Genomic DNA, 22,878 nt, shown 5'->3' with positions numbered 1-22,878 from the left:
CTGCTTCATTGAGAAACTCGGGCAACGGGATTGGCCTATTTCACCAGAAACGGGAAGTCTTCTTCAGACTTTCCTTAGGCGCAATTGGCATTGTTAAGCGCCCCGCCTTATCCTGATCCGCCGCCCACGGAATCACCGGCGCCAGTATCTTCAACCCCGAGCCACTGCCCGGCGCCCCGCCCGTGTTCATCTTGATGGTCGCGCCGCTGATGGTTACGCCGCTGGGGTCGAGTTTGACGAAGCTGCCGCCACCGGCTGCAGTCAGTTCCATACCAGCGTCGATGACGATCTTGCTACCAGCGTTATAGTGCAGTTCGTTGCCAGCCTCGATAAACAGGCCGGTACCGATCTTGTTGTGCTGGGTGGTGGCGACGGTGAGGTGGTCGTTGGCGCATACTTCCACCTTGCGGTCGAGGTCGGTGGTGCGATGTTCTTCGGCCTTGAATTCGGTGTAGGTTTTGGCCTCGACGGTGTCGTGGCGCTCGTTGCCGACGCGGATCTTCTGGTCGTGTTCGATGTTCTCGTCCCAGTCACGCTGGGCGTGGATGTAGATCTGTTCGGCGCCTTTGCGGTCTTCGATGCGAAATTCGTTGTAGCCACCGCCGCCTGGGCTGCTCAGGGTCTTGAACACGCTGCGGGTCTTGTTCGCCGGCAGGTCGTAGGGCACGACGTGTTCGGCGTGGTACAGGCAACCCGTGACCAGCGGCTGATCGGGGTCGCCTTCAAGGAAGGTGACCAGCACTTCCATGCCGACGCGAGGGATGGCCACGCCGCCGTAGGCCTTGCCCGCCCAGTTGGAGGCCACGCGCAGCCAGCAACTGGTCTTGTCGTTGCCCTGGCCGTCGCGATCCCAGAAGAACTGCACCTTCACTCGGCCATATTGGTCGCAATGAATTTCTTCGCCGGCAGGCCCGGTGACCACGGCAGTCTGGCTGCCCAGTACCTTGGGTTTGGGGTGTTCCAGTGCCGGGCGAAAGGGGATGTCCCAGGGCGTGGCGGTGAAGCGATTGCGGTAGCCCTGCTGGAAGCCGTCAGCGTTTTTACCCTCGGCTTTGGCATCCTGCGTCGCTCTACCTCCTACATCCCTGTAGTCGTCTCCCCCGGCCCCTCTCCCATAAATGGGAGAGGGGAGATCAAGCACCGACTCTTCCAGCACCTGTGGTTGCTTGCCTTCGTGGATCACTTCGGTGAGCAGCCAGAGGTCGTTCCATTGCTGGCGGGGGTGGCCGGTCAGGGCGAGGAAGTGGCCGCAGCACAGGTAGGCGTCGCTCTTGCCTTCGGCCAGTTCGTAGTCGCTGCGCAGGCGTTCCAGGCTGCGCTTGGCCAGGTGCTTGCCGCGAGTACGGTCGGTGAAGCGGCCGGGATAGTCGTACATTTCCAGGGCAGGGAAGAATTCGCTGCTGTAGCCGGCCTCCATCTGCAGCTTGGGTTGCTCGAAGTCGTAGTCACGCCAGGTGACCTGGGTGGTGCGAGTTTCCAGGCGCACGCCGAAGGCGCGCACCACTTCGTGGCTGGCGGCCAGGCCGCTGTCCTGCTGGTAGTTGAGCGGATCGAGCCGGGGGAAGACGGTGGCGTCGTCGCCGAACACCAGGACGTGGCCGTCCTCGCTGTGCTGGAAATGGAAGCTGATGCCTTCCTCTTCACACAAACGCTGGATGAAATACAGGTCGTTTTCGTCGTACTGGGTGCAGTAGATGCGTTCGGGGTAGACGTAGGGGCCGAACTGCATGCGGTAGTCGGTGCCTTCGAGCAGGCCGTGTTCTTCGAGCACGGCGGCGATGATCTGCGGCGCGGTCATGTGCTGGAAGATGCGCTGGTCGAAGCTGTGGCCGAGGTAGGCCAGGGTCGGGCGCAGGTCGATGTGGTAGCGGGTCAGGCGCTTGCCGGAGTCGCCCTGCTCGACGCCATAGATGATGCCGTGCACGCCCTTGCCGCTGGGGCCGAAGGCCAGGTAGGCGGGCTGGTTGATCAGTTGATGGAGGTCGAGGTCGGCACGCGGGCTGACCAGGTCGATCTCGAAGCGGTAGGGCTTGTTGAGCATTTCCCGGCCAGTGAAGGACAGCACTTGCAGGTCGCTGTCGACGGCGGGAATGGTCAGGGTGATATGCGCCTGGTTGGCATCCAGCATGCTGTGTTCTCCATCCATGAGTTGGGCAAGGTCGGAGAGTGCCGGACACTGGATGAAGGTTCAATGCTGGCGGGGCGATAGCATGACCTCGTTCACGTAATAGGCGCCGTGCCGCGATAGCCGGCGTGAGCAGCGTTCGGGCGGGCATGGTCTGCGAACTTGCCGCTGGGGGCGGTGCTCTTTAGACTGGCGCCCTCCCCCGATTCGTTAGCCACGCTCCCATGCCCACTGCCTTTCCCGAAGATTCCGTCGGCCTGGTCAGCCCCCAGGTATTCAAGTTCACCGAGCCGCTGGCACTGGCCTGCGGGCGCAGCCTGGGCGAGTACGAACTGGTCGTCGAGACCTATGGAGAGCTCAACGCCAAGCGCTCCAATGCCGTGCTGATCTGCCATGCCCTGTCCGGCCATCACCACGCCGCCGGCTACCACAGCCCGGATGATCGCAAGCCCGGCTGGTGGGATAGCTGCATCGGCCCTGGCAAGCCCATCGACACCAGCAGATTCTTCGTCGTCAGCCTCAACAACCTCGGCGGCTGCAATGGCTCGACTGGCCCCGGCAGCGCCAACCCGGCCACCGGCAAGCCGTATGGCGCGGATTTTCCGGTGATGACGGTGGAAGACTGGGTGCACAGCCAGGCGCGCCTGGCCGATCAGCTCGGCATTGCCCAGTGGGCGGCGGTGATCGGCGGCAGCCTGGGTGGCATGCAGGCCCTGCAGTGGACCATCAGCTACCCCGAGCGCGTGCGTCACTGCCTGGCCATCGCCACAGCGCCCAAGCTGTCGGCACAGAACATCGCCTTCAACGAGGTGGCGCGCCAGGCCATTCTCACCGATCCGGAATTCCATGGTGGGCACTTCCAGGAGCAGGGCGTGATCCCCAAGCGCGGCCTGATGCTGGCGCGCATGGTCGGGCATATTACCTACCTGTCCGATGACGCCATGGGCGAGAAATTCGGCCGCGGCCTGAAGAGCGAGAAGCTCAACTACGACTTCCACAGCGTCGAGTTCCAGGTGGAAAGCTACCTGCGCTACCAGGGCGAGGAGTTCTCCGGGCGCTTCGACGCCAACACCTACCTGCTGATGACCAAGGCGCTGGACTACTTCGACCCGGCCGCCTCCAACGACGGTGACCTGGCCAAGACCCTGGCCGTGGCCAAGGCAGATTTCTGCCTGATGTCCTTCACCACCGACTGGCGCTTCTCCCCCGCCCGCTCGCGGGAGATCGTCGATGCGCTGACGGCGGCGAAGAAGAATGTCTGCTACCTGGAGATCGACGCACCGCAGGGCCACGATGCCTTCCTCATGCCGATCCCGCGCTATCTGCAGGCCTTCGGCAGCTATATGAAACGGATCGAGGTGTAAGCATGCGAGCGGATCTGGACATCATCCAGGAATGGATCGCCCCGGGCAGCCGTGTGCTCGACCTGGGCTGCGGCGACGGCGAGCTGCTGGCCTGGCTGCGCGACAATAAACAGGTCTCTGGCTACGGCCTGGAGATTGACCCGGACAAGATTGCCCTGTGCATCGAGCGCGGCGTCAACGTCATCGAGCAGAACCTCGACCTGGGCCTCGGCAACTTCGCCAGTGACAGCTTCGACGTGGTGGTCATGACCCAGTCGCTGCAAGCGCTGCACTACCCGGACAAAGTGCTGGCCGAGATGCTACGCGTCGGCAAGACCTGCATCATCACCTTCCCCAACTTCGGCCACTGGCGCTGCCGCTGGTACCTGACGACAAAAGGTCGCATGCCGGTGTCGGACTTTTTGCCCTACACCTGGTACAACACTCCGAACATCCACTTCTGCACCTTCGAGGATTTCGAGCGCCTGTGCCATGCGCAGGGTGCCCGCGTGGAAGAACGCCTGGCGGTGGATCGCGACCACCGCCACGGCATTGCCAGCCGTATCTGGCCCAACCTGCTGGGCGAGATCGGCATCTACCGCATCAGTGCGGCAGGCCTGGCCGGCCACCCCGTCGCGGTCTGACAACGAGGAGCCCATCATGCGTCGCATCATCCCCTTCCTCATCGCCCTGTGCCTGGCCCTGCCGGCCGCCGCCGAGCGCAAGCAGAGCTTCGGCGACCTGGACGTGCACTACAGCGTGTTCAACTCCAGCTTCATCCAGCCGGATATCGCCAGCGCGACCGGCCTGGTGCGCAGCAAGACCCAGGGCGTGGTCAACGTCGCCGTGCTCAAGGCCGGCAAACCCAGCACTGCCGTGGTCACAGGGGAGATGAAGGATCTGCTGGGCAAGAACACCGCGCTGAGCTTCCGCCAGGTCACCGAGGGTGACGCCATCTATTACCTGGCGCAGTTTCCCTTCAAGAACCGCGAAGTGCTGAGCTTCACCCTGAACGTGCGCCAGGGCGACGAGTCGCACCGCATCACCTTCAACCAAGAGATGTTCCCGGACGAATGATGCCCTTCACCGAACTGGTACTGGCCAGCCACAACGCCGGCAAACTCAAGGAACTGCAGGCCATGCTCGGCGACGCTGTGCGCGTGCGCTCGATTGGCGAATTCAGCCAGATCGAACCGGAAGAAACCGGCCTGTCCTTCGTCGAGAACGCCATCCTCAAGGCGCGCAACGCCGCCCGTATCTCCGGCCTGCCGGCACTGGCCGACGACTCCGGCCTGGCGGTGGACGCCCTCGGCGGTGCGCCGGGCATCTACTCGGCGCGCTATGCCGATGGCCAGGGCGACGCGGCGAACAACGCCAAGCTGCTCGTCGCCCTGAAGGATGTGCCGGACGCCGAGCGCGGCGCCCAGTTCGTCTGCGCCCTGGCCCTGGTGCGGCATGCCGACGACCCGCTGCCGATCCTCTGCGAAGGCCTGTGGCACGGCAGCATCCTGCACGAAGCGCGTGGCGAGCACGGTTTCGGCTACGACCCACTGTTCTGGGTGCCGGAAACCCAGTGCTCCAGCGCCGAACTGCCCGCCGAGCAGAAGAACCGCCTCAGCCACCGCGCCCGCGCCATGGCCCTGCTCAAGCAGCGCCTAGGGCTATGAAAGCGACAAGCGACAAGCCTCAAGCTTCAAGTGAAAGCGGCTTGCCGCTTGCGGCTTGCCGCTTCGAGCTGCCGCCTCTGGCGGCCTACATTCATATCCCCTGGTGCGTGCGCAAGTGCCCCTATTGCGACTTCAACTCCCATGCTGCAGGGCCGACGCTGCCGGAAGAGGAATACGTCGACGCGCTGCTCGCCGATCTCGATAGCGACCTGCAGCACGTGCATGGCCGGCCACTGACCTCGATCTTCTTCGGCGGTGGCACGCCGAGCCTGTTCTCCGATCGCGCACTGGGTCGTTTGCTGGAAGGTATCGAGCGGCGTATCGCCTTCGCGGACGACATCGAGATCACCCTGGAAGCCAACCCCGGCACCTTCGAGCAAGTCAAGTTCAAGGGCTATCGCAGTCTGGGCATCAATCGCTTGTCCATCGGCGTGCAGAGTTTCCAGCAGGCCAAGCTCAAGGCGCTGGGGCGCATCCACGACGGTGACGAGGCCATCCGCGCCGCAGACATGGCCCGCGCTGCCGGCTTCGACAATTTCAACCTCGACCTGATGCACGGCCTGCCCGAGCAGAGCATCGAGGACGCCCTGTTCGACCTGCGCACCGCCATCAGCCAGGGCCCGACGCACCTGTCCTGGTATCAGTTGACCATGGAGCCGAACACGGTGTTCTGGAGCCAGCCGCCCGTGCTGCCCGAGGACGATCTGCTGTGGGACATCCAGGAAGGCGGCCAGGCGCTGCTGGCCGCCGAAGGCTACGCGCAGTACGAAGTGTCGGCCTATGCCCGCCCCGGCAAGCAGGCCCGCCACAATCTCAATTATTGGACCTTCGGCGACTTTCTCGGCATCGGCGCCGGCGCCCACGCCAAGCTGAGTGCAACGGACGGACGCATCCAGCGCACCTGGAAAACCCGCCTGCCCAAGGACTACCTCGATCCGGCCAAGGCCTTCCAGGCTGGCGAGCGCCTGCTCGAGGCCGACGAGCTTCCCTTCGAGTTCCTGATGAACGTGCTGCGCCTGAGCGATGGCGTGCCGATCGAGCTGTTCACCCAGCGTACCGGCCTGCCGCTGGCGCAGCTCGATAAAGCACGGCGCGAAGGCGAGCGCCTGGGGCTGCTGCAAGCCGACAGCTCACGACTGGTGGCGACGGACAAGGGGCAGTTGTTTCTAAACGACCTGCTGCAGTTGTTCCTGGCCTAGTTCACCCACAGCGCAACGCCAATCCGGTAGGCTTAGGCGCTTCGCTTGCGCGGCTGCCGATGCAATCGCGCGACCGTCATACCCTCCAAGGAGCCTGAATGGATCTGCTACTGGACCTGATCGTCACCCTTTCGCGCTGGAGCCGCAGCCACCTCGGCGACATCTCCCTGGCCATCATGGCCACCTTGCTGGTGCTGTTCGGCCCGGCCATCAACGCCTGGGTGCAACGCACCATAGGCAACCTCAACTTCGTGTTTCGCACCCTACTGTTCGTGGTGTTCTGCGCAGTGGGCTACGGCCTGGCCATGGTCTTTCTCACGCCATGGCTGGCCAAGGGCCTGGCGCAGTTCAATAACTACACCCTGGCGCCGGTGCTGATCCTGATTTTCGCAGTGATCGGCATTCTGGCTGACCGCAATTAGCAGGCCTCAACCCTGCAGCCAGTCCAGCACGCGCTCGGCCAAGCGCTCGGGCGTCTCCTGGGTGGAGTCCAGGCGCAGCAGCGGGCAGCTCAAGCGCTGGGCGATCCAGGCCTCATGCATGCGCAGGCTGCGGGTCTGCAGGTCGCCCTGCTCGTAGCCGGCAGCCCAGTCGAGAAAGGCCAGGCTCTGCTCATGCATGTCGCCCCCAGGCTGAATGCGCTGACCGTAACGCTGCACCTCACGCTGCCGCAGACGCTGCATGCGCTCGGCATCGTCCAGGCGCAGGAACAGCGCATGGCTGAACGACGGAATCAAGGCCTCGCCCCAACTGCACAGCGAGCCGCTGAGCACCCAGGAGCAAGCCTGCGCAGCCTGTTCGCGGATCAAGGCGACGCGCTCTTCGGGCGGACGCTTGTGCAGATAAGGCGGCTCACTGGGCAGCCAGTAGAAAGCGTCGGTGTCCAGGTGCAGCCAGCCGCAGTGCTCGGCGAGCGTGCGCGCCAGGGTGGTGGTGCCAGCGCCGGATGCGCCGAAGATATGTAACCTGACCGCCATGGACTTCCCTCCCCTGAACAGGACTTCATCATGATTCGCACTTTCCAGCCAAGCGACAGTGACGCCGTTCTCGACCTCTGGCTGGCCGCCTCGATCCAGGCCCACGACTTCGTTCCGCCGGCCTTCTGGCAAGAGCAGTTACCCGCCATGCGCGAGCACTACCTGCCCAACGCCGAAACCCTGGTACTGGATGTCGAGGGGCAGATTCTCGGCTTTCTCTCATTGCACGAGCAACGCCTGGCAGCGCTGTTCATCAGCCCCGCTGCGCAGGGGCGCGGCCTGGGTCGAGCCCTGCTCGATGCCGCCAAGCAATGCCGCGCAACCCTGGAGCTCGACGTCTACCGGGCCAACGCCCGAGCCGTGAACTTCTACCAGGCAGGCGGCTTCCGAGTGATCGATGAAGGGCCTGACCCGCACACCGGCCAGGCGCAACTGACGATGCGCTGGCCAGGCCCATGATGCAGACTCAGTTACCCGCGCGGCGCAGCGCCTGCGGGGTGAAATCGCGTGGCGTCAGCTTGGCGTTGAAGTCGTACATCGGCTCGTTGTTGTCCAGGCCATCGACGAAGTAGCGACCGCCCTTGAGGTCGTAGAGGGTCTCCAGCGTCGAGCCGAACATCGGCACCTCGTAGTAGCTGATCGGATGCGCCTCCTGCAGGCCGATCAGCGCGCCACTCTTGTCGTACAGATCGACGGCGAGGATCTGCCAGCTATCCTCGTCCAGGTAGAAACGACGCTTGCCGTAGGGGTGGCTGAAGCCCTTGCGCAACGTCGCCTCGACCACCCAGACACGGTGCAGCTCGTAACGCAGCAGCTCGGGATTGACGTGCTTGCTCTGCAGGATGTCGCCATAGGCAATGCCCTGCTGGTGCACCGCATAGCTGTTGTAAGGCATGAGCATTTCGCGCTTGCCCAGCAGTTGCCATTCGTAGCGATCCGGCGCGCCGTTGTAGGCATCCACCTGGTCGGCAGTGGCCATGCCGTTGGTGTCCGGTTGCAGGCTGTCATAGGCCAGCATCGGCAGACGGCGCACACGCCGCTCGCCACGGTTGAAGCGCCAGGCCTTGCGGATGGCCAGTACCTGATCGAGGGTTTCCTGTACCACCAGGGCCGAGCCGGCCAGCTTGGCTGGTGCCGCTACCCGGTACTTGTAGTAGAACAGGGTGTTGTCCAGATCCTTGGGGGTGACGCCCTCGCGCCCGTAGAGGAAATAGACATCGCGCTCCAGCTTGAGCAGGTTGTAACTGCCGTTGGCCAGCACCGCCGCCTGGTTGGTGATCATGCTGATCTGCTCGCCACGGTAACGCATGATGTGGTTCCAGATCGCCTCCTGACCGTTCTGCGGCAGGGGGAAGGGAATCCCGGAGGCCACGCCCTGCACGCCATTGCCGCCGGAAATCAGCTCGGCATTCAGCGCATTGAAGCGGGTGGCGTCGTAGATCCGCTGCGGTGCGGCCGCGCTGCGCCGGGTGGGGAACACCCGCAGGTAGAAACCGGGGTTCTGCTGCAGCAGGCTGTGCATGCCAGGCGGCAAAAGCGCCTCGTACTGCGCCAGGTTCTGGCTGTCGACCCGGTACAAGGGTTTGTCAGCGGCAAAGGGATCCGGGTGGTGCATGCCCACCTGATAGCCGGCCGGCGGCGTGCTCACACCGCCACTCCAGGCCGGGATGCTGCCGGCGGCGTTGCCGGCCATTTCCCCACCCAGCGGCGTCAGGTCGCGGCCCAGACGCTCGGCCTGCGCCGCATCGACCTTGGCCTGAGCCTGTAGCGCCAAGGCGCTCAGCAACACAATGGAAACCGATCTCAACACAATGCTCTCCTCGCCGCGCCGAAAAATGCTCGCGCGGCTGCCGTATGACCGCTCTCGAAAGCGGGCTTTATTGTTGTGTGCGGTGAGGTGCCGTCCTGGCTGTCGGGTGGGCCCGATCTGATGGTGCATCCTGCCGGTTCTGCTACTGATACCTACAACAGGCAGTCGTCATGCCTGGCGCTGAAACTTGAGATCCCAGACACCGTGACCAAGGCGCTCGCCACGGCGCTCGAACTTGGTCACCGGGCGCTCCTCGGGGCGCGGCACATAGGTGCCGTCGGCGGACAGGTTGCGGTAGCCCGGCGCGGCGTTCATCACCTCGAGCATGTGCTCGGCGTAGTTCTCCCAGTCGGTGGCCATGTGCAGCACGCCACCGATCTTCAGCTTGCTGCGCACCAGCTCGGCGAAGGCCGGCTGGACGATACGGCGCTTGTGGTGACGCGCCTTGTGCCAGGGATCGGGGAAGAACAGCAGCACGCGGTCGAGGCTGGCATCGGCCACGCAGTCACGCAGCACTTCCAGGGCATCGCAGCTATAGACGCGCACATTGCTCAGGCTCTGCGCCATCACGCCGTTGAGCAGCGCGCCGACACCCGGCTTGTGCACCTCGACGCCGATGAAATCCTGCTCCGGCGCGGCGGCGGCCATTTCCAGGGTGGAATGGCCCATGCCGAAACCGATCTCGAAGGTGCGCGGCGCACTGCGGCCGAACACCTGATCGAAGTCGCGCAGGCCGTCTTCCAGTTCCAGGCCGAACAGCGGCCAGCCTTTGTCGAGGCCGCGCTGCTGGCCTTCGGTCATGCGCCCGGCGCGCATCACGAAGCTTTTGATGGTACGGCGCTGGCGACCGTCTTCGGTCAGTTCGGGCTGTTGCGTGTCGGTCATGCTGGGCTCTTGTAGATTGCTTTGCGACATGACGGGCCGGCGAAGCGGCCCGTAGCAAATCGTCATTCTTACTTGATCAGGCCATCCAAGGGGGAGGAAGCACTGGCATAGAGTTTCTTCGGCATACGCCCGGCCAGGTAGGCCAGGCGCCCGGCCTCCACTGCGTGCTTCATGGCACGGGCCATGAGGATCGGATCCTGCGCGTGGGCGATGGCGCTGTTGAGCAGCACCGCTTCGCAGCCCAATTCCATGGCGATGGTGGCATCGGAAGCGGTGCCCACGCCGGCGTCCACCAGCACCGGCACCTTGGCCTCTTCGAGGATGATGCGCAGGTTGTAGGGGTTGCAGATGCCCAGGCCCGAGCCGATCAGGCCGGCCAGCGGCATCACCGCGATGCAGCCGATCTCGGCCAGTTGGCGGGCGATGATCGGGTCGTCGCTGGTGTACACCATCACGTCGAAACCGTCCTTGACCAGAATCTCGGCGGCCTTGATGGTCTCGATGACGTTGGGGAACAGGGTCTTCTGGTCGGCCAGCACTTCCAGCTTGACCAACTTGTGACCGTCGAGCAGCTCGCGGGCCAGGCGGCAGGTGCGCACGGCCTCGACCGCGTCATAGCAGCCGGCGGTGTTGGGCAGGATGGTGTACTGCTCGGGGCTGATCACGTCGAGCAGGTTCGGCTCGCCGGGGTTCTGGCCGATATTGGTACGGCGCACGGCCACGGTGACGATCTCGGCGCCGGAAGCGGCGATGGCATCACGGGTTTCGTCCATATCCTTGTACTTGCCGGTACCCACCAGCAGGCGCGACTGATAGGTACGGCCAGCCAGGGTAAAAGGCTTGTCGTTGCGAACTGGGCTCATGGAAAACTCCTCGTGAGGTCAACCGCCGCCGATGGCATGCACCACTTCCACCTGATCGCCTTCGGCGAGCAGGGTGCTGGCATGCTGGCTGCGTGGAACGATGTCCAGATTGAGCTCGACCGCCACCCGGCGCCCGACCAGATCGAGGCGCTGCAGCAGGTCGGCGACGCTCTGGTTGTCGGGCAGCTCGAAGGCTTCACCATTCAAGCGAATGTGCATGGCGGCTGGCTCACAACTGTGGAGAGGGGCGGCATTCTAGCCCGAGAGCGGGCCACGACCAAGGTCAAAAGACGTCAACGGTCACCGGCTACAAGGCCCGCTTACGCCAGTCTCCAGGCGGCCAGCCCCAGGCACAGCCAGCCAACGAGAAAGGCCACGCCACCGAAGGGGGTGATGATGCCCAGCTTGCCGATACCGCTCAGGGTCAGCAGGTAGAGACTGCCGGAGAACAACAGAATACCGATGGTGAAGGCGCCGCCGGCCAGATTGACCAGGCGCCCCGGCGCATGCAATGCCAACAGGCCGACGCCGAACAGCGCCAGGGCGTGGATCAGTTGGTAATGGGTGCCGGTCTGGAAGACCGCCAGGTAATCGGCGCTCAACCGATGCTTCAGACCATGGGCGGCAAAGGCCCCGAGGGCGACGCCGGTAAAGCCGACGAAGGCGGATAACAGCAACCAGAGACGGGCCATGCAACCTCCCATGAATGAACGACAATGCCGCGCAGTGTAACCCCTGGCACGGCAAGGCAGATGAGCCGCGTTGTCACAGCACACCCTGTGAGCGCGAAGAAATTCGCTTCTGCCATCCGCGTTCGTGCTGACGTTCTGTTTTAATAGCCGCCATGCTTCGTTCCCTGACCCGCCGCCTAATCAAACTGCTGCTCTGGCTGATGCTGGCCAGCGCCCTGCTGGTGCTCGTGCTGCGCTGGGTGCCGCCACCCGGAACAGCGCTGATGGTCGAGCGCAAGCTCGAAGCCTGGGGCGACGGCCAGAGCCTGGAGCTGAAACGCCAATGGCGCCCGTGGAACGAACTGCCAGACGATCTGAAGATGGCCGTGATCGCTGGCGAGGATCAAAAGTTCGCCGAGCACTGGGGCTTCGACATCGGCGCCATCCAGGCCGCGCTGGTGCACAACCAGAACGGCGGCTCGCTACGCGGCGCCAGCACCCTCAGCCAGCAAGTGGCAAAGAATCTGTTCCTCTGGTCTGGCCGCAGTTGGCTGCGCAAGGGCCTGGAAGCCTGGTTCACCGCGCTGATCGAGCTGCTCTGGTCGAAGGAGCGCATCCTCGAGGTCTACCTCAACAGCGTCGAATGGGGCGACGGCGTTTTCGGTGCAGAGGCAGCCGCGCGTTATCATTTCGGCGTCGGCGCGCCCTATCTCAACACCCGGCAGGCCAGCCAACTGGCTGCCGTACTGCCCAACCCATTGCGCTGGAGCGCCGGGCACCCCGATGGCTATATCCTCCGTCGTGCGGCCTGGATTCGCCAGCAGATGCGGCAACTGGGCGGTAGCCACTACCTCGATCAGCTCGAGCCGCAGCACCCCGACTGGTGGTCGAAGTGGCTATAACTTCAGCCGGTGCGCGCAGCGCACCCTACGGGCTATCGATGTAGGGTGCGCTGTGCGCACCAAAAGCCCCCACAGCGACCTACGAGCGTGGCGCGAATACCCGTTTAGGCACGGCATGCAGCAATTCCACGTCACCCTCGCGCAGGTGCACGGTCAGCCCCCATTGCGGATAGACCCAGGCCTGCCCCTCGGCCAGCTCCAGGGTCAGGCGCGGCTGCCCGAGGCTGGCTGCCAGGCGTTCGCTGGGCAGGGAGGGCGGTGCGTCGAGATTGACCTCGGCGATGGCAAAATCGGCCATCTGCCCGAGCAGTGATTCACTCAGTTCCACCTCGGCATCACCGGCTTGCAGCCCCTGCGCGGCCATGAGGCTGTCACGTTGCTTGCCACTCAAGGCCACCTCGGCCTGCAGCGACCAGTCGCCCTCCTCGTCTTGAAGCTGGGCGCGATAGAGCAGGCGCGCGCCATCCAGTCGCGGCTGCAGCCATAGCTCACCCGACGCCAGTGCCTGCACGTCGCGTAGCGCCAGCTCGTCATCCGCCAGAGGTTGCAGCAGGGCATCGCGCCATTGTTGCAGGCTGGCCAGCGGCTGCACCTCGCCACTGCGTGTCAACCAGAGGCCCCAGGCGAAGAACGCCACGGCCACGACGATGAACAGCAGCCAGTGCTGCGCTTTCAGGGGCGGCTTGTTCATGGCAATTGCTCCAGACAGAAAAAAGCCGCACCTGAGTGCGGCTTCTCATTGGCTCGACAGGCTCAGGCGGCGATACAGCCTTTGAGCTTGTTCATGGCGTTCTTCTCGAGCTGGCGGATACGCTCGGCCGAAACATTGTACTTGGCAGCCAGGTCGTGCAGCGTCGCCTTCTCCTCGGCCAGCCAGCGCTGGTAGAGAATGTCGCGGCTGCGCTCGTCCAGGCTTTCCAGCGCCTCGTGCAGGTTGCTGCTGGAGCTGTCGCTCCAGTCGGCGTCCTCGAGCTGGCGGGCCGGGTCGTAGCGGTGGTCTTCCAGATACTGCGCGGGCGACTGGAAGGCGCTGTCGTCGTCGGCATCGTTGGCTGGGTCGAAGGCCATGTCCTGGCCGGTCAGGCGGCTTTCCATCTCGCGTACTTCATGCGGCTCGACGCCCAGGCTCTCGGCCACGGCCTCGACCTCGTCGTTGTTCAGCCAGGCCAGACGCTTCTTCTGGCTGCGCAGGTTGAAGAACAGCTTGCGCTGGGCCTTGGTGGTGGCCACCTTGACGATGCGCCAGTTCTTCAGGATGAACTCGTGGATTTCCGCGCGGATCCAGTGCACGGCAAAGGACACCAGGCGCACGCCCATTTCCGGGTTGAAGCGCTTGACCGCCTTCATCAGGCCGACGTTGCCCTCCTGGATCAGGTCAGCCTGGGCCAGACCATAGCCGGAGTAGCTGCGGGCGATATGCACCACGAAACGCAGGTGGGCCAGCACCATCTGCCGGGCAGCCTCGAGATCCTGCTTGTAATAGAGACTCTCGGCCAACTCACGCTCCTGCTCGGGCGTCAGCAGCGGAATGCTGTTGACCGCATGCACGTAAGCCTCCAGGTTGGCGCCTGGAACCAGAGCATGAACAGGTTGCAAGGAAGTGGACATTGGAATCCTCCGATTCACGAAACTCGTGCAGTGTAGCACTGCGCTATCTGATGCAGAGCCTGTGGATAAGTTCCTGCTCAGATAGTCAATATCAACCAAAACAATGACTTGTCAGCTTGCGTTCAGCCTTGCCGGCTGGCGCCTCAACGCGGCGCCAGCTCGTTCAAGTGCCGAGCGACCGCCAGCCAGGCGCCAATATAGCCCAACAACACGGCGCCGAGCAGCAGGGAAAAACCGTCGGACGAAGGTACGCCACCCAGGGCGAAATCGCTACCGTAAAGACCAGACAAACGTACTACAGCATCGTTCAGCCAATCCAGCCCGAAGGCCAGCAGCAGCCAGGCGAACAATCCGGCGCCAAGGCCATACAGCGCGCCCATATAGAGGAAGGGCCGGCGCACGTAACCATCGGTGCCGCCCACCAGCTTGATCACTTCGATCTCGGCGCGGCGGTTCTCGATATGCAGGCGGATGGTGTTGCCGATCACCAGCAGCAGGGCCAGCACCAGCAGCACGCTGAGGCCGAAGACGAAGCGATCGCCCAGCTTGAGGATGGCGGTCAGGCGCTCGACCCAGACCAGATCGAGCTGTGCCTGCTCCACCTTGGGCAGTTCCGCCAGACGCTGGCGCAGGGCTTCGAGCTTGGCCTTGTCCACTTCCTTGGGCGTTACCAGCACCACGCCGGGCAGCGGGTTTTCCGGCAACTCCTTGAGCGCCTGGCCCAGGCCGGAGAGCTGCTGGAACTCTTCCAGCGCCTGCTCGCGGCTGATCCACTCGGCATCGGCGACGTCGTCCATCGCCGCGACCTGTTCGCGTAGTGCCTGGCCCTCACGCTCGCTGGCGGACATGTCGAGGAACAGGGAAATCTGTGCCGCACGCTGCCAGGAGCCGCCGAGCTTCTCGACGTTGTCCAGCAGCAGCGACAGGCCCATGGGCAGGCTCAGCGCCACGGCCATCACCCAGCAGGTGAAGAAGCTGCCGATGGGCTGGCGCGCCAGCCGGCGCAGGCTGTCCACCAGGCTGGCGCGGTGGCTTTCCAGCCAGGCATTGAGCAGGGTGCGAAAATCCGGCTCGTCGGCCGGGCGATCCACCACCTTGTTGCGCGGCGCCGCGCCGACCCGCTCGGCCGGTTGTGGCTTGGGCATCTTCGAGGCGCTCATCAGGCCGCCTCCCCGTCACCGATCAGGCGACCGCGTTGCAGGGTGAGCATGCGCTGGCGCATGCGCGCGATCAGCGCCAGGTCATGGCTGGCGATCAGCACCGTGGTGCCGAGCTGGTTGATGTCCTCGAACACCCCCATGATCTCGGCCGCCAGGCGCGGGTCGAGGTTGCCGGTGGGTTCGTCCGCCAGCAGCAGGGCCGGGCGATGGACGATGGCACGGGCGATGCCGACACGCTGTTGCTGGCCGGTGGAGAGGTCACCAGGCGCCTGCTCGGCCTTGTCGCTGAGGCTGACCCGTTCCAGTGCGGCGCCAACGCGCTTGGCGATCTCCGGCTTGGACAGGCCGAGAATCTGCAGCGGCAGGGCGACGTTGTCATAGACCGTGCGATCGAACAGCAATTGGTGGTTCTGGAACACCACGCCGATCTGCCGGCGCAGGAAGGGAATCTGCGCGTTGGTGATGGTGGACAGATCCTGCCCGGCCAGCAGCAGCTTGCCGCTGGTGGGGCGTTCCATGGCCAGCAGCAGGCGCAGCAGGGTGCTCTTGCCGGCGCCGGAGTGGCCGGTGACGAAGAGGAACTCGCCGGGGCGAACGCGGAAGGTCAGTTCGTGCAGCCCGACATGGCCATTGGGGTAACGCTTGGCGACCTGCTCGAATCGGATCATGCCCGCTCGCGCTCCTCGAAGAGTGCCTGAACGAAGGCCTGCGCCTGGAACGGCCGCAGGTCATCGATACCCTCGCCCACGCCGATGTAGCGAATCGGCAAGCCGAACTGCTTGGCCAAGGCGAAGATGACGCCGCCCTTGGCGGTGCCATCGAGCTTGGTCAGCGCCAGGCCGCTGAGGTTCACCGTCTGGTTGAACTGCTTGGCCTGGCTGATGGCGTTCTGCCCGGTGCCGGCGTCGAGCACCAGCAGCACTTCGTGCGGCGCCGTCTCGTCCAGCTTGCCGATCACCCGGCGCACCTTCCTCAGCTCTTCCATCAGGTTGTCCTTGGTGTGCAGGCGCCCGGCGGTGTCGGCGATCAGCACGTCGACGCCACGGGACTTGGCGGCCTGCACCGCATCGAAGATCACCGAGGCCGAGTCGGCGCCGGTGTGCTGAGCGATCACCGCAATATTGTTGCGCTCGCCCCAGACCTGCAGTTGCTCCACGGCAGCAGCGCGGAAGGTGTCGCCAGCGGCGAGCATGACCTTCTTGCCTTCGAGCTGCAGCTTCTTGGCCAGCTTGCCGATGGTGGTGGTCTTGCCCACGCCATTCACGCCGACGACGAGGATCACATAGGGCTGCTTGGCGCTGTCGATCACCAACGGCTGTTCCACCGGCTTGAGCAGGGTCACCAGCTCTTCCTGCAGCGCCTTGTACAGCGCGCCGCTGTCGGCCAGTTCCTTGCGCGCCACGCGCTTGGTCAGGTTGCCGATTATGGTGGTGGTCGCCTCGACGCCGACATCGGCGGTGAGCAGGCGGGTTTCCAGGTCGTCGAGCAGGTCGTCGTCGATGGCCTTCTTGCCGAGGAACAGGCTGGCCATGCCCTCGCCAAGGCTAGCGCTGGTCTTGGACAGGCCCTGCTTGAGGCGGGCGAAGAAACTCGGTTTTTCCTGGGTGGCCGGCGTGGCGACGGGCGCTGGCGGAGCGGACGCCGGTACGGCCTCGATGACGGGCTCGGGAGCCGCTGGCGGCGCCTCGGCAATCACAGGCTCAGCGGGCGCGGCCTCGGCCAGGCGCGGCGCCGGCTGCTCGGCTGGCGCGGGCGTAACCTCGCTGGTTTGCGCCTCGGCTGTCGGCAGCGGCTCGGGCGTAGAGGCCGCGGCAGGCGCCTGAGCAGGCTCAGGCTGCTCGGCTGACGCAGGCGCCGGCGTGGGCTGGGCCGGCTCGGCCGCACCCTCAGCCGGCTTCTTGCGCCACCAACTGAACAGGGATTTCTTTTCTTCGGTCACAGGCGGGGTTTGCGCGCCAGCCTCGGCCGGCGACTTCTTGTCGTCTTTGGAACCAAACATGGGTCGCTGCATCTCAGGGGAGCGGTCGCCAACAGGCTGCAACGCCTTGCCGCGCCGCCCCGGAAAAGGATGGGGTATCCTAGCACCTCTTCGCCCGCCGGCGGTACGACCGCCCAGGCTATCCGACAGGTCAGACTCTCGATGAATGCCATTGCCCGCCGCTCGCTCGGCTTGCTGTTCAGCTTGCTCTGCGCTCCGCTGACAACCTTCGCCGCCACCGCCCAACCCACCCACGAATTCACCCTGGACAATGGCCTCAAGGTCATCGTCCGCGAGGATCACCGCGCCCCCGTGGTGGTCTCGCAGATCTGGTACAAGGTCGGCTCCAGCTACGAGACGCCCGGTTCCACCGGCCTGTCCCATGCCCTGGAGCACATGATGTTCAAGGGCAGCGCCAAGCTTGGCCCGGGCGAAGCCTCCGAGGTGTTGCGCAAGCTGGGCGCCGAAGAGAACGCCTTCACCAGCGACGACTACACCGCCTACTACCAGGTGCTGGCTCGCGACCGCCTGCCGGTGGCCCTGGAGCTGGAGGCCGACCGCCTGGCCAGCCTGCAACTGCCCGCAGCCGAGTTCGCCAAGGAAATCGAGGTAATCAAGGAGGAGCGCCGCCTGCGCACCGACGACCGCCCCTCGGCCAAGGCCTTCGAGCGCTTCAAGGCCATGGCCTACCCGGCCAGCGGCTACAGCATTCCCACCATCGGCTGGATGGCCGATCTCGAGCGCATGCACATCGATGAACTGCGCGCCTGGTATCAGAAGTGGTATGCGCCGAACAACGCCACCCTGGTGGTGGTCGGCGATGTCAGCGCCGATGAGGTCAAGACCCTGGCCCAGCGCTATTTCGGCGCCATCGAGCGCCGTGAGGTGCCCGTCGCCAAGCTGCCGCTGGAGTTGCAGAACGCCGGTGAGCGACGCATCACCCTGCACCTCAAGACCCAACTGCCGAGCCTGCTGATGGGCTTCAACGTGCCAGGCCTGGCCACTGCGGCAACGCCACGCCAGGTCTATGCGCTGCGCCTGGCCGCCGCCCTGCTCGATGGCGGTTACAGCGCACGCCTACCCACCCGCCTGGAACGAGGCGAAGAACTCGTTTCCGGTGCCAGCGCCTGGTACAACGCCTTCACCCGTGGCGACAGCCTGTTCGTGCTCAGCGCCACCCCCAACGTGCAGAAGGGCAAGACCCTGGAACAGGTCGAAGCCGGTCTGTGGCGCGAACTGGAAGCGCTGAAGAAGACGCCGCCATCCAGCGCCGAACTGGCCCGGGTACGCGCCCAGGTCATCGCCGGCCTGGTTTACGAGCGCGACTCGATCAGCAGCCAGGCCACCAGCATCGGCCAACTGGAAACCGTTGGCCTGTCCTGGCAACTGATCGACCAGGAACTGGCCGAGCTGAGCGCCGTGACCCCGGCCGACATCCAGCAGGCCGCCCGCACCTTCTTCGTTCGCGACCGCCTCAGCGTCGCCCAGGTACTACCCGAAGAGTCCCGCCATGAGGAGTCCCGTCATGAAGACTGAGCACCGCCGCCTGGGCCTGCTCGGCCTGGCCCTGTCCGCCGCTCTGGCGCTGGGCGCCTGCAGCACCTTCTCCAGCCATGCCCCGAGCGGCGATGGCGGCAAACTGCAGTCGCTGGCCGCGCTCGATGACCAGGCGCCGACCCGCCGCACCCTGGACATCCAGAGCTGGCACACCGCCGAGGGCGCCAAGGTATTGTTCGTCGAAGCGCATGAGCTGCCGATGTTCGACCTGCGCCTGACCTTCGCCGCCGGCAGCAGCCATGATGACGGCGTACCGGGCCTGGCCACCCTGACCAACGCCATGCTCAATGAAGGCGTGCCGGGCAAGGATGTCGGCGCCATCGCCGCCGGCTTCGAGGGCCTCGGGGCCGAGTTCGGCAACGGCGCCTACCGCGACATGGCCGTGGCCAGCCTGCGCAGCCTGAGCGCGCCGGAACAACGCACGCACGCCCTGGCGCTGTTCAGCGAGGTGCTGGGCAAGCCCACCTTCCCCGCCGACTCGCTGGTGCGGATCAAGAACCAGTTGCTCGCCGGCTTCGAGTACCAGAAGCAGAACCCCGGTAAGCTGGCCAGCCTGGAGCTGTTCGAGCGCCTGTACGGCCAGCACCCCTACGCTCACCCCAGCGATGGCACGCCGCAGTCGATCCCAGGCATCACCCGCCAGCAACTGCAGGCCTTCCATGCCCGCGCCTATGCCGCCGGCAACACGGTGATCGCCCTGGTCGGCGACCTCTCGCGCAGCGAGGCCGAGACCATCGCCAGCCAGGTTTCCGCTGCCCTGCCGTCAGGCCCGGCACTGGCGAAGATCCCCCAGCCGCAAACGCCCAAACCCGGTACCAGCCATATCGAGTACCCGTCCAATCAGACCCACCTGATGCTCGCCCAGCTCGGCATCGACCGTCGCGACCCGGACTACGCCGCGCTGTACCTGGGCAACCAGATCTTCGGCGGCGGCGGCTTCGGCACCCGCTTGATGAGTGAAGTGCGCGAGAAGCGCGGCCTGACCTATGGCGTGTACTCCGGCTTCAGCGCCATGCAGGCACGCGGCCCGTTCATGATCAACCTGCAGACCCGCGCCGAACTCAGCCAAGGCACCCTGGCGCTGGTCAACAAGCTGCTCGCCGATTACCTGCGTGACGGCCCCACCCAGCAGGAACTGGACGACGCCAAGCGCGAACTGGCTGGCAGCTTCCCGCTGTCCACCGCGAGCAATGCCGACATCGTCGGGCAACTGGCCTCCATGGGCTTCTACGACCTGCCGCTGAGCTACCTGGACGACTTCATGCGCCAGGTGCAGAGCCTGACCACCGAGCAGGTCAAGGCGGCGATGGCCAAGCACCTCGACCCGAATGCAATGGTAGTAGTGACCGCTGGCCCGACCGTGCCACAGAAAGAACTGCCGCCGCCCACCGAGCGCCCGGCCGAGCGCCCCAGCACGGTGCCGCACTGATGCGTGGCCGTACCCCGCAGAAACCGGCCGCCAAGGCCCATGGCGGCCAGGGCCAGTTGCGCATCATCGGCGGCCAGTGGCGCTCACGGCGCTTCGCCTTCCCCGACGGCCCAGGCCTGCGCCCGACGCCAGATCGCGTGCGCGAAACCCTGTTCAACTGGCTGGCGCCCTATGTCGAGGGTGCTCATGTACTCGACCCCTTCGCCGGCAGTGGCGCGCTGCTGCTCGAAGCCCTGTCACGCGGCGCCGCCAGTGGCCTGGCCTGCGACCTCAACCCAGCCTCGGTGACAGCCTTGCGCGGGCATCTGGCAGCGCTGCAATGCAGCGCTGGCGAGATCCAGTTGGGCGATGCCCTGCAACTGCTGGCGCGCCCGGCACCCCGGCACTTCGATATCGTCCTGCTCGACCCGCCCTTCCACAAAGATCTGCTGCAAGGCGCCTGCAACCTGCTGGAAACGCAGGGCTGGCTGGCCGATGACGCCTGGATCTATACCGAAAGCGAAACTGCGCCCTCGACCCTCAGCCTGCCCGGCAACTGGCGCCTGCATCGCGAGAAGCACACCGGCCAGGTGCATTACGCGCTGTGGCAGCGTGGATGAAGTGCGTAGGGTGGATGTCGCCTTTTACATCCACCATGGTGACACGCTCGGTGGATGGGTGAAGCGTCATCTACGCGCCCCGATCCACCCTACGGAACCGCTCCCACTGCCTCCGTAGCCTGGATGAAATCCAGGGCCACCATTCCCGGATTGCATCCGGGCTACGTCTAATACCGATGATCGACCGCAGCATGAACACTGACTTTCGCCCCGCCTGGTGGCTCCCCGGCCCGCATCTGCAGACGCTGTGGAACCCCTTCTGCCGCAAGCCACCGCAACTGGAACGGCAGCGCGAACGGCTGTGGCTGGACGATGGCGACTTTCTCGACCTTGACTGGCATGGCCCGCACGACGCTCATGCACCGCTGGTGCTGGTGTTGCATGGCCTGACCGGCAGCTCCAGCTCGCTTTACGTGCTCGGCCTGCAGCAGGCTCTGGCCGCAGGCGGCTGGGCCAGCGTGGCGCTGAACTGGCGCGGCTGTTCCGGTGAGCCCAACCTGCTGCCGCGCGGCTATCACTCGGGCGTCAGCGAGGATCTGGCCTCGGTGGTGGCGCACTTGCGCGCGCAGCGACCGATGGCGCCGCTGTACGCCGTGGGCTATTCCCTGGGTGGCAACGTGCTGCTCAAGTACCTCGGCGAAAGCGGAGCGCAATGCCCGCTGCAAGGCGCCGTGGCGGTCTCGGTGCCCTTCCGTCTGGATCAGTGCGCCGACCGCATCGGCCTGGGCTTCTCACGGGTGTACCAGGCGCATTTCATGCGCGAGCTGGTGGCCTACGTGAACAACAAGCAGCGCCTGTTCAGCGAGCAGGGCCGTGGCGAACACCTGTCGGTGCTGGAGCGCCTCGGCCCGCTGGACGGCATGCGCACCTTCTGGGACTTCGATGGGCGCATCACCGCACCGCTGCATGGTTTCAGCAATGCCCACGACTATTACCGGCGCGCCTCCAGCCGCTTCTACCTGGGCGACATCCGCACGCGCACGCTGATCATCCAGGCCGAGGACGACCCCTTCATCTTCCGCCACAGCCTGCCGGAAGCCAGCGAGCTGGCGCCTGGCACCGAGTTCGAGCTGCACGCCAAGGGCGGCCACGTCGGCTTCGTCGAGGGCAGCCCGCGTCATCCGGTCTATTACCTGGAGCGGCGCATTCCGCAATGGCTGGCCGCGCTGAACACCTGAGCTGCGTAGCCTGGATAAAATCCAGGGTTCTATACAAGCAATGCCCCGGATTGCATCCGGGCTACGGCTCTACCTCGGTGTTGTAGCCCGGATGAAATCCGGGACGACACCAATCAGCCCAGCACCTGCTCCAGAGGTACGTGCAGGCGCTCATACAGGGCCTCCACCGCCTCACGCGCGGCCGGGGCGATATAGCCGCCCTCCAGCGCCAGCACCTGATAGATGCCACGGCGCAGCATGTCCTGGCTGAGGTTGTCCGGGTTGGCCCCGGCGGTGCAGAGAAAGCGCACCCAGGAAGTCATGATGATCCAAGCGTTGAGCGTCAGCGCCTCGATCTGCGCCGTGCTCATCAACAGGATCTCGGCGTCGACGAAGCCCTGATAGATGGCCTGCGCCCCCACCAGGCAACGTCCGGCGAAGGCACGGTAGCGCTCGGCCAGCTCGGCGTCGGAATCGAGCAGGTGCTCCAGATCGCGATGCAGGAAGCGGTAGTGCCACATCGCGGCCAGCAGCGCCTCGAGATAGAAGGTCTTGTCGTCCACGGTCAACGCACGCCCCTCGGGTGGGCGCAGAAAGCTGTCGACCTGCGCTTCGTACTGGGCGAACAGCTCGGCGATGATCACCTGCTTGTTGCGGAAGTGGTAGTACAGGTTGCCCGGCGAAATGCCCAGGTGGGCGGCGATATGGTTGGTCGTCACGTTGCGCTCGCCCTGGCTGTTGAACAGGCTCAGGCTCGCGGCAACGATGCGGTCACGGGTCTTTGGCGGCGCCATGCTCGGCTCGTTCTCGACTGCAAAATGACAAAGGTACAGGCAGAAACAGGTGAAGTGTTACCTCGCCGGCTCGCCAGGGCCACGCGCTGTCCTTTGGTTAGGGTGCAGGGAAGTCGGGCGCGCGGCATCCTATTTGACAGAATAGAGCAATTAC

The 22,878-nt window shown here is 65.0% G+C and carries 25 protein-coding genes; 12 read left to right on the top strand and 13 right to left on the bottom strand.

Annotated features, from left to right (window positions below; translation table 11 throughout):
• Window positions 1–40: 40 nt before the first annotated feature.
• A complete protein-coding gene (locus tag ACSVIK_RS06565) occupies window positions 41–2,128 on the bottom strand; it encodes a type VI secretion system Vgr family protein (RefSeq protein WP_442443550.1) in 2,088 nt (695 codons plus the stop codon).
• Between the two features lie 221 nt (window positions 2,129–2,349).
• On the opposite strand from ACSVIK_RS06565, the gene metX reads away from it, so the two are divergent.
• The 6 genes from metX to ACSVIK_RS06535 all read left to right on the top strand — a co-directional run bounded on the left by metX (window position 2,350) and on the right by ACSVIK_RS06535 (window position 6,756).
• Window positions 2,350–3,489, top strand: coding sequence for a homoserine O-succinyltransferase MetX (gene metX, locus ACSVIK_RS06560; protein ID WP_442443549.1), 1,140 nt, complete (start codon window positions 2,350–2,352; stop codon window positions 3,487–3,489).
• A 2-nt stretch (window positions 3,490–3,491) separates the two neighbouring features.
• On the top strand, window positions 3,492–4,112 hold the full coding sequence (gene metW, locus ACSVIK_RS06555) for a methionine biosynthesis protein MetW (RefSeq protein ID WP_268184396.1): 621 nt from the start codon (window positions 3,492–3,494) through the stop codon (window positions 4,110–4,112).
• A gap of 16 nt (window positions 4,113–4,128) precedes the next feature.
• Window positions 4,129–4,545, top strand: a complete 417-nt coding sequence (locus ACSVIK_RS06550; RefSeq protein WP_442443548.1) for a DUF4426 domain-containing protein — start codon at window positions 4,129–4,131, stop codon at window positions 4,543–4,545.
• The gene (gene rdgB / locus ACSVIK_RS06545; RefSeq protein WP_442443547.1) at window positions 4,542–5,135 is read left to right on the top strand and encodes an RdgB/HAM1 family non-canonical purine NTP pyrophosphatase; all 594 of its coding nucleotides are present in this window, start codon (window positions 4,542–4,544) and stop codon (window positions 5,133–5,135) included. Before ACSVIK_RS06550 ends, rdgB begins: the two co-directional genes overlap by 4 nt.
• Window positions 5,132–6,334, top strand: coding sequence for a radical SAM family heme chaperone HemW (gene hemW / locus ACSVIK_RS06540; RefSeq protein WP_442443546.1), 1,203 nt, complete (start codon window positions 5,132–5,134; stop codon window positions 6,332–6,334). Before rdgB ends, hemW begins: the two co-directional genes overlap by 4 nt.
• A 98-nt stretch (window positions 6,335–6,432) precedes the next feature.
• The gene (locus tag ACSVIK_RS06535) at window positions 6,433–6,756 is read left to right on the top strand and encodes a DUF3392 domain-containing protein (protein ID WP_442443545.1); all 324 of its coding nucleotides are present in this window, start codon (window positions 6,433–6,435) and stop codon (window positions 6,754–6,756) included.
• A 6-nt stretch (window positions 6,757–6,762) separates the two neighbouring features.
• Here ACSVIK_RS06535 and ACSVIK_RS06530 read toward each other — a convergent pair whose 3' ends face one another.
• The gene (locus ACSVIK_RS06530; protein ID WP_442443544.1) at window positions 6,763–7,311 is read right to left on the bottom strand and encodes an AAA family ATPase; all 549 of its coding nucleotides are present in this window, start codon (window positions 7,309–7,311) and stop codon (window positions 6,763–6,765) included.
• A 30-nt stretch (window positions 7,312–7,341) separates the two neighbouring features.
• Here ACSVIK_RS06530 and ACSVIK_RS06525 point away from each other — a divergent pair, with 30 nt between their 5' ends.
• Window positions 7,342–7,770, top strand: coding sequence for an N-acetyltransferase (locus ACSVIK_RS06525; RefSeq protein ID WP_442443543.1), 429 nt, complete (start codon window positions 7,342–7,344; stop codon window positions 7,768–7,770).
• Window positions 7,771–7,777: 7 nt separating this feature from the next.
• On the opposite strand, the gene ACSVIK_RS06520 is transcribed toward ACSVIK_RS06525, so the two are convergent.
• The 5 genes from ACSVIK_RS06520 to ACSVIK_RS06500 all read right to left on the bottom strand — a co-directional run bounded on the left by ACSVIK_RS06520 (window position 7,778) and on the right by ACSVIK_RS06500 (window position 11,561).
• Window positions 7,778–9,121, bottom strand: a complete 1,344-nt coding sequence (locus ACSVIK_RS06520) for a DUF1329 domain-containing protein (protein WP_442443542.1) — start codon at window positions 9,119–9,121, stop codon at window positions 7,778–7,780.
• A 168-nt stretch (window positions 9,122–9,289) separates the two neighbouring features.
• Window positions 9,290–10,006 (bottom strand): tRNA (guanosine(46)-N7)-methyltransferase TrmB, encoded by a 717-nt coding sequence (trmB, locus tag ACSVIK_RS06515; RefSeq protein ID WP_442443541.1) that lies wholly within the window; start codon window positions 10,004–10,006, stop codon window positions 9,290–9,292.
• A 68-nt stretch (window positions 10,007–10,074) separates the two neighbouring features.
• The gene (locus tag ACSVIK_RS06510) at window positions 10,075–10,869 is read right to left on the bottom strand and encodes a thiazole synthase (protein WP_268179335.1); all 795 of its coding nucleotides are present in this window, start codon (window positions 10,867–10,869) and stop codon (window positions 10,075–10,077) included.
• 18 nt (window positions 10,870–10,887) lie between these two features.
• The gene (gene thiS / locus ACSVIK_RS06505) at window positions 10,888–11,088 is read right to left on the bottom strand and encodes a sulfur carrier protein ThiS (RefSeq protein WP_442443540.1); all 201 of its coding nucleotides are present in this window, start codon (window positions 11,086–11,088) and stop codon (window positions 10,888–10,890) included.
• A 101-nt stretch (window positions 11,089–11,189) separates the two neighbouring features.
• The gene (locus tag ACSVIK_RS06500) at window positions 11,190–11,561 is read right to left on the bottom strand and encodes a DUF423 domain-containing protein (RefSeq protein ID WP_442443539.1); all 372 of its coding nucleotides are present in this window, start codon (window positions 11,559–11,561) and stop codon (window positions 11,190–11,192) included.
• Window positions 11,562–11,713: 152 nt separating this feature from the next.
• On the opposite strand from ACSVIK_RS06500, the gene mtgA reads away from it, so the two are divergent.
• Window positions 11,714–12,442 carry a monofunctional biosynthetic peptidoglycan transglycosylase gene (gene mtgA, locus ACSVIK_RS06495; RefSeq protein ID WP_442443538.1) on the top strand — a complete coding sequence of 243 codons (729 nt, stop codon included), beginning with the start codon at window positions 11,714–11,716 and terminating at the stop codon, window positions 12,440–12,442.
• A gap of 79 nt (window positions 12,443–12,521) precedes the next feature.
• Here the strand turns inward: mtgA and ACSVIK_RS06490 are convergent, their stop codons facing one another.
• From ACSVIK_RS06490 to ftsY, 5 genes are all read right to left on the bottom strand, one after another.
• On the bottom strand, window positions 12,522–13,133 hold the full coding sequence (locus ACSVIK_RS06490) for a hypothetical protein (RefSeq protein WP_442443537.1): 612 nt from the start codon (window positions 13,131–13,133) through the stop codon (window positions 12,522–12,524).
• 62 nt (window positions 13,134–13,195) lie between these two features.
• Window positions 13,196–14,050 (bottom strand): RNA polymerase sigma factor RpoH, encoded by an 855-nt coding sequence (gene rpoH, locus ACSVIK_RS06485; protein WP_268179340.1) that lies wholly within the window; start codon window positions 14,048–14,050, stop codon window positions 13,196–13,198.
• A 143-nt stretch (window positions 14,051–14,193) separates the two neighbouring features.
• Window positions 14,194–15,210, bottom strand: coding sequence for a permease-like cell division protein FtsX (gene ftsX, locus ACSVIK_RS06480; protein ID WP_442443536.1), 1,017 nt, complete (start codon window positions 15,208–15,210; stop codon window positions 14,194–14,196).
• Entirely contained in the window at window positions 15,210–15,878 is a 669-nt protein-coding gene (ftsE, locus tag ACSVIK_RS06475) for a cell division ATP-binding protein FtsE (protein WP_268179342.1), read from the bottom strand. Before ftsE ends, ftsX begins: the two co-directional genes overlap by 1 nt.
• Window positions 15,875–17,209 (bottom strand): signal recognition particle-docking protein FtsY, encoded by a 1,335-nt coding sequence (gene ftsY / locus ACSVIK_RS06470; RefSeq protein ID WP_442443535.1) that lies wholly within the window; start codon window positions 17,207–17,209, stop codon window positions 15,875–15,877. Before ftsY ends, ftsE begins: the two co-directional genes overlap by 4 nt.
• 141 nt (window positions 17,210–17,350) lie before the next feature.
• On the opposite strand from ftsY, the gene ACSVIK_RS06465 reads away from it, so the two are divergent.
• The 4 genes from ACSVIK_RS06465 to ACSVIK_RS06450 all read left to right on the top strand — a co-directional run bounded on the left by ACSVIK_RS06465 (window position 17,351) and on the right by ACSVIK_RS06450 (window position 21,951).
• A complete protein-coding gene (locus tag ACSVIK_RS06465) occupies window positions 17,351–18,724 on the top strand; it encodes a M16 family metallopeptidase (protein WP_442443534.1) in 1,374 nt (457 codons plus the stop codon).
• Window positions 18,714–20,174: a M16 family metallopeptidase gene (locus ACSVIK_RS06460; protein ID WP_442443533.1), complete on the top strand. Its 1,461-nt coding sequence runs from the start codon at window positions 18,714–18,716 to the stop codon at window positions 20,172–20,174. The genes ACSVIK_RS06465 and ACSVIK_RS06460 overlap by 11 nt, the downstream gene beginning before the upstream one ends.
• On the top strand, window positions 20,174–20,773 hold the full coding sequence (gene rsmD, locus ACSVIK_RS06455; RefSeq protein ID WP_442443532.1) for a 16S rRNA (guanine(966)-N(2))-methyltransferase RsmD: 600 nt from the start codon (window positions 20,174–20,176) through the stop codon (window positions 20,771–20,773). Before ACSVIK_RS06460 ends, rsmD begins: the two co-directional genes overlap by 1 nt.
• Window positions 20,774–20,964: 191 nt before the next feature.
• Window positions 20,965–21,951: a hydrolase gene (locus ACSVIK_RS06450; protein ID WP_442443531.1), complete on the top strand. Its 987-nt coding sequence runs from the start codon at window positions 20,965–20,967 to the stop codon at window positions 21,949–21,951.
• Between the two features lie 113 nt (window positions 21,952–22,064).
• Here the strand turns inward: ACSVIK_RS06450 and ACSVIK_RS06445 are convergent, their stop codons facing one another.
• Entirely contained in the window at window positions 22,065–22,724 is a 660-nt protein-coding gene (locus ACSVIK_RS06445; RefSeq protein ID WP_442443530.1) for a TetR/AcrR family transcriptional regulator, read from the bottom strand.
• Between the last annotated feature and the right edge of the window lie 154 nt (window positions 22,725–22,878).

The sequence above is a fragment of the Pseudomonas sp. NCHU5216 genome, assembly GCF_052156495.1.
Taxonomy (GTDB): domain Bacteria; phylum Pseudomonadota; class Gammaproteobacteria; order Pseudomonadales; family Pseudomonadaceae; genus Aquipseudomonas.
This window is presented reverse-complemented; position numbering and strand designations above follow the sequence as displayed.

What these genes read in the sequence shown, in the direction of transcription:
- metX (WP_442443549.1), top strand. Translation starts at nt 2,350, where the DNA reads ATGCCCACTGCCTTTCCCGAAGATTCCGTCGGCCTGGTCAGCCCCCAG.
- ACSVIK_RS06530 (WP_442443544.1), bottom strand. Translation starts at nt 7,311, where the DNA reads ATGGCGGTCAGGTTACATATCTTCGGCGCATCCGGCGCTGGCACCACC.
- hemW (WP_442443546.1), top strand. Translation starts at nt 5,132, where the DNA reads ATGAAAGCGACAAGCGACAAGCCTCAAGCTTCAAGTGAAAGCGGCTTG.
- ACSVIK_RS06465 (WP_442443534.1), top strand. Translation starts at nt 17,351, where the DNA reads ATGAATGCCATTGCCCGCCGCTCGCTCGGCTTGCTGTTCAGCTTGCTC.
- ftsX (WP_442443536.1), bottom strand. Translation starts at nt 15,210, where the DNA reads ATGAGCGCCTCGAAGATGCCCAAGCCACAACCGGCCGAGCGGGTCGGC.
- ACSVIK_RS06500 (WP_442443539.1), bottom strand. Translation starts at nt 11,561, where the DNA reads ATGGCCCGTCTCTGGTTGCTGTTATCCGCCTTCGTCGGCTTTACCGGC.
- ACSVIK_RS06450 (WP_442443531.1), top strand. Translation starts at nt 20,965, where the DNA reads ATGAACACTGACTTTCGCCCCGCCTGGTGGCTCCCCGGCCCGCATCTG.
- ACSVIK_RS06550 (WP_442443548.1), top strand. Translation starts at nt 4,129, where the DNA reads ATGCGTCGCATCATCCCCTTCCTCATCGCCCTGTGCCTGGCCCTGCCG.
- thiS (WP_442443540.1), bottom strand. Translation starts at nt 11,088, where the DNA reads ATGCACATTCGCTTGAATGGTGAAGCCTTCGAGCTGCCCGACAACCAG.
- ACSVIK_RS06490 (WP_442443537.1), bottom strand. Translation starts at nt 13,133, where the DNA reads ATGAACAAGCCGCCCCTGAAAGCGCAGCACTGGCTGCTGTTCATCGTC.
- metW (WP_268184396.1), top strand. Translation starts at nt 3,492, where the DNA reads ATGCGAGCGGATCTGGACATCATCCAGGAATGGATCGCCCCGGGCAGC.
- mtgA (WP_442443538.1), top strand. Translation starts at nt 11,714, where the DNA reads ATGCTTCGTTCCCTGACCCGCCGCCTAATCAAACTGCTGCTCTGGCTG.
- ACSVIK_RS06460 (WP_442443533.1), top strand. Translation starts at nt 18,714, where the DNA reads ATGAAGACTGAGCACCGCCGCCTGGGCCTGCTCGGCCTGGCCCTGTCC.
- rdgB (WP_442443547.1), top strand. Translation starts at nt 4,542, where the DNA reads ATGATGCCCTTCACCGAACTGGTACTGGCCAGCCACAACGCCGGCAAA.
- trmB (WP_442443541.1), bottom strand. Translation starts at nt 10,006, where the DNA reads ATGACCGACACGCAACAGCCCGAACTGACCGAAGACGGTCGCCAGCGC.
- ftsE (WP_268179342.1), bottom strand. Translation starts at nt 15,878, where the DNA reads ATGATCCGATTCGAGCAGGTCGCCAAGCGTTACCCCAATGGCCATGTC.
- ACSVIK_RS06510 (WP_268179335.1), bottom strand. Translation starts at nt 10,869, where the DNA reads ATGAGCCCAGTTCGCAACGACAAGCCTTTTACCCTGGCTGGCCGTACC.
- rpoH (WP_268179340.1), bottom strand. Translation starts at nt 14,050, where the DNA reads ATGTCCACTTCCTTGCAACCTGTTCATGCTCTGGTTCCAGGCGCCAAC.
- ACSVIK_RS06525 (WP_442443543.1), top strand. Translation starts at nt 7,342, where the DNA reads ATGATTCGCACTTTCCAGCCAAGCGACAGTGACGCCGTTCTCGACCTC.
- ACSVIK_RS06445 (WP_442443530.1), bottom strand. Translation starts at nt 22,724, where the DNA reads ATGGCGCCGCCAAAGACCCGTGACCGCATCGTTGCCGCGAGCCTGAGC.
- rsmD (WP_442443532.1), top strand. Translation starts at nt 20,174, where the DNA reads ATGCGTGGCCGTACCCCGCAGAAACCGGCCGCCAAGGCCCATGGCGGC.
- ftsY (WP_442443535.1), bottom strand. Translation starts at nt 17,209, where the DNA reads ATGTTTGGTTCCAAAGACGACAAGAAGTCGCCGGCCGAGGCTGGCGCG.
- ACSVIK_RS06535 (WP_442443545.1), top strand. Translation starts at nt 6,433, where the DNA reads ATGGATCTGCTACTGGACCTGATCGTCACCCTTTCGCGCTGGAGCCGC.
- ACSVIK_RS06565 (WP_442443550.1), bottom strand. Translation starts at nt 2,128, where the DNA reads ATGCTGGATGCCAACCAGGCGCATATCACCCTGACCATTCCCGCCGTC.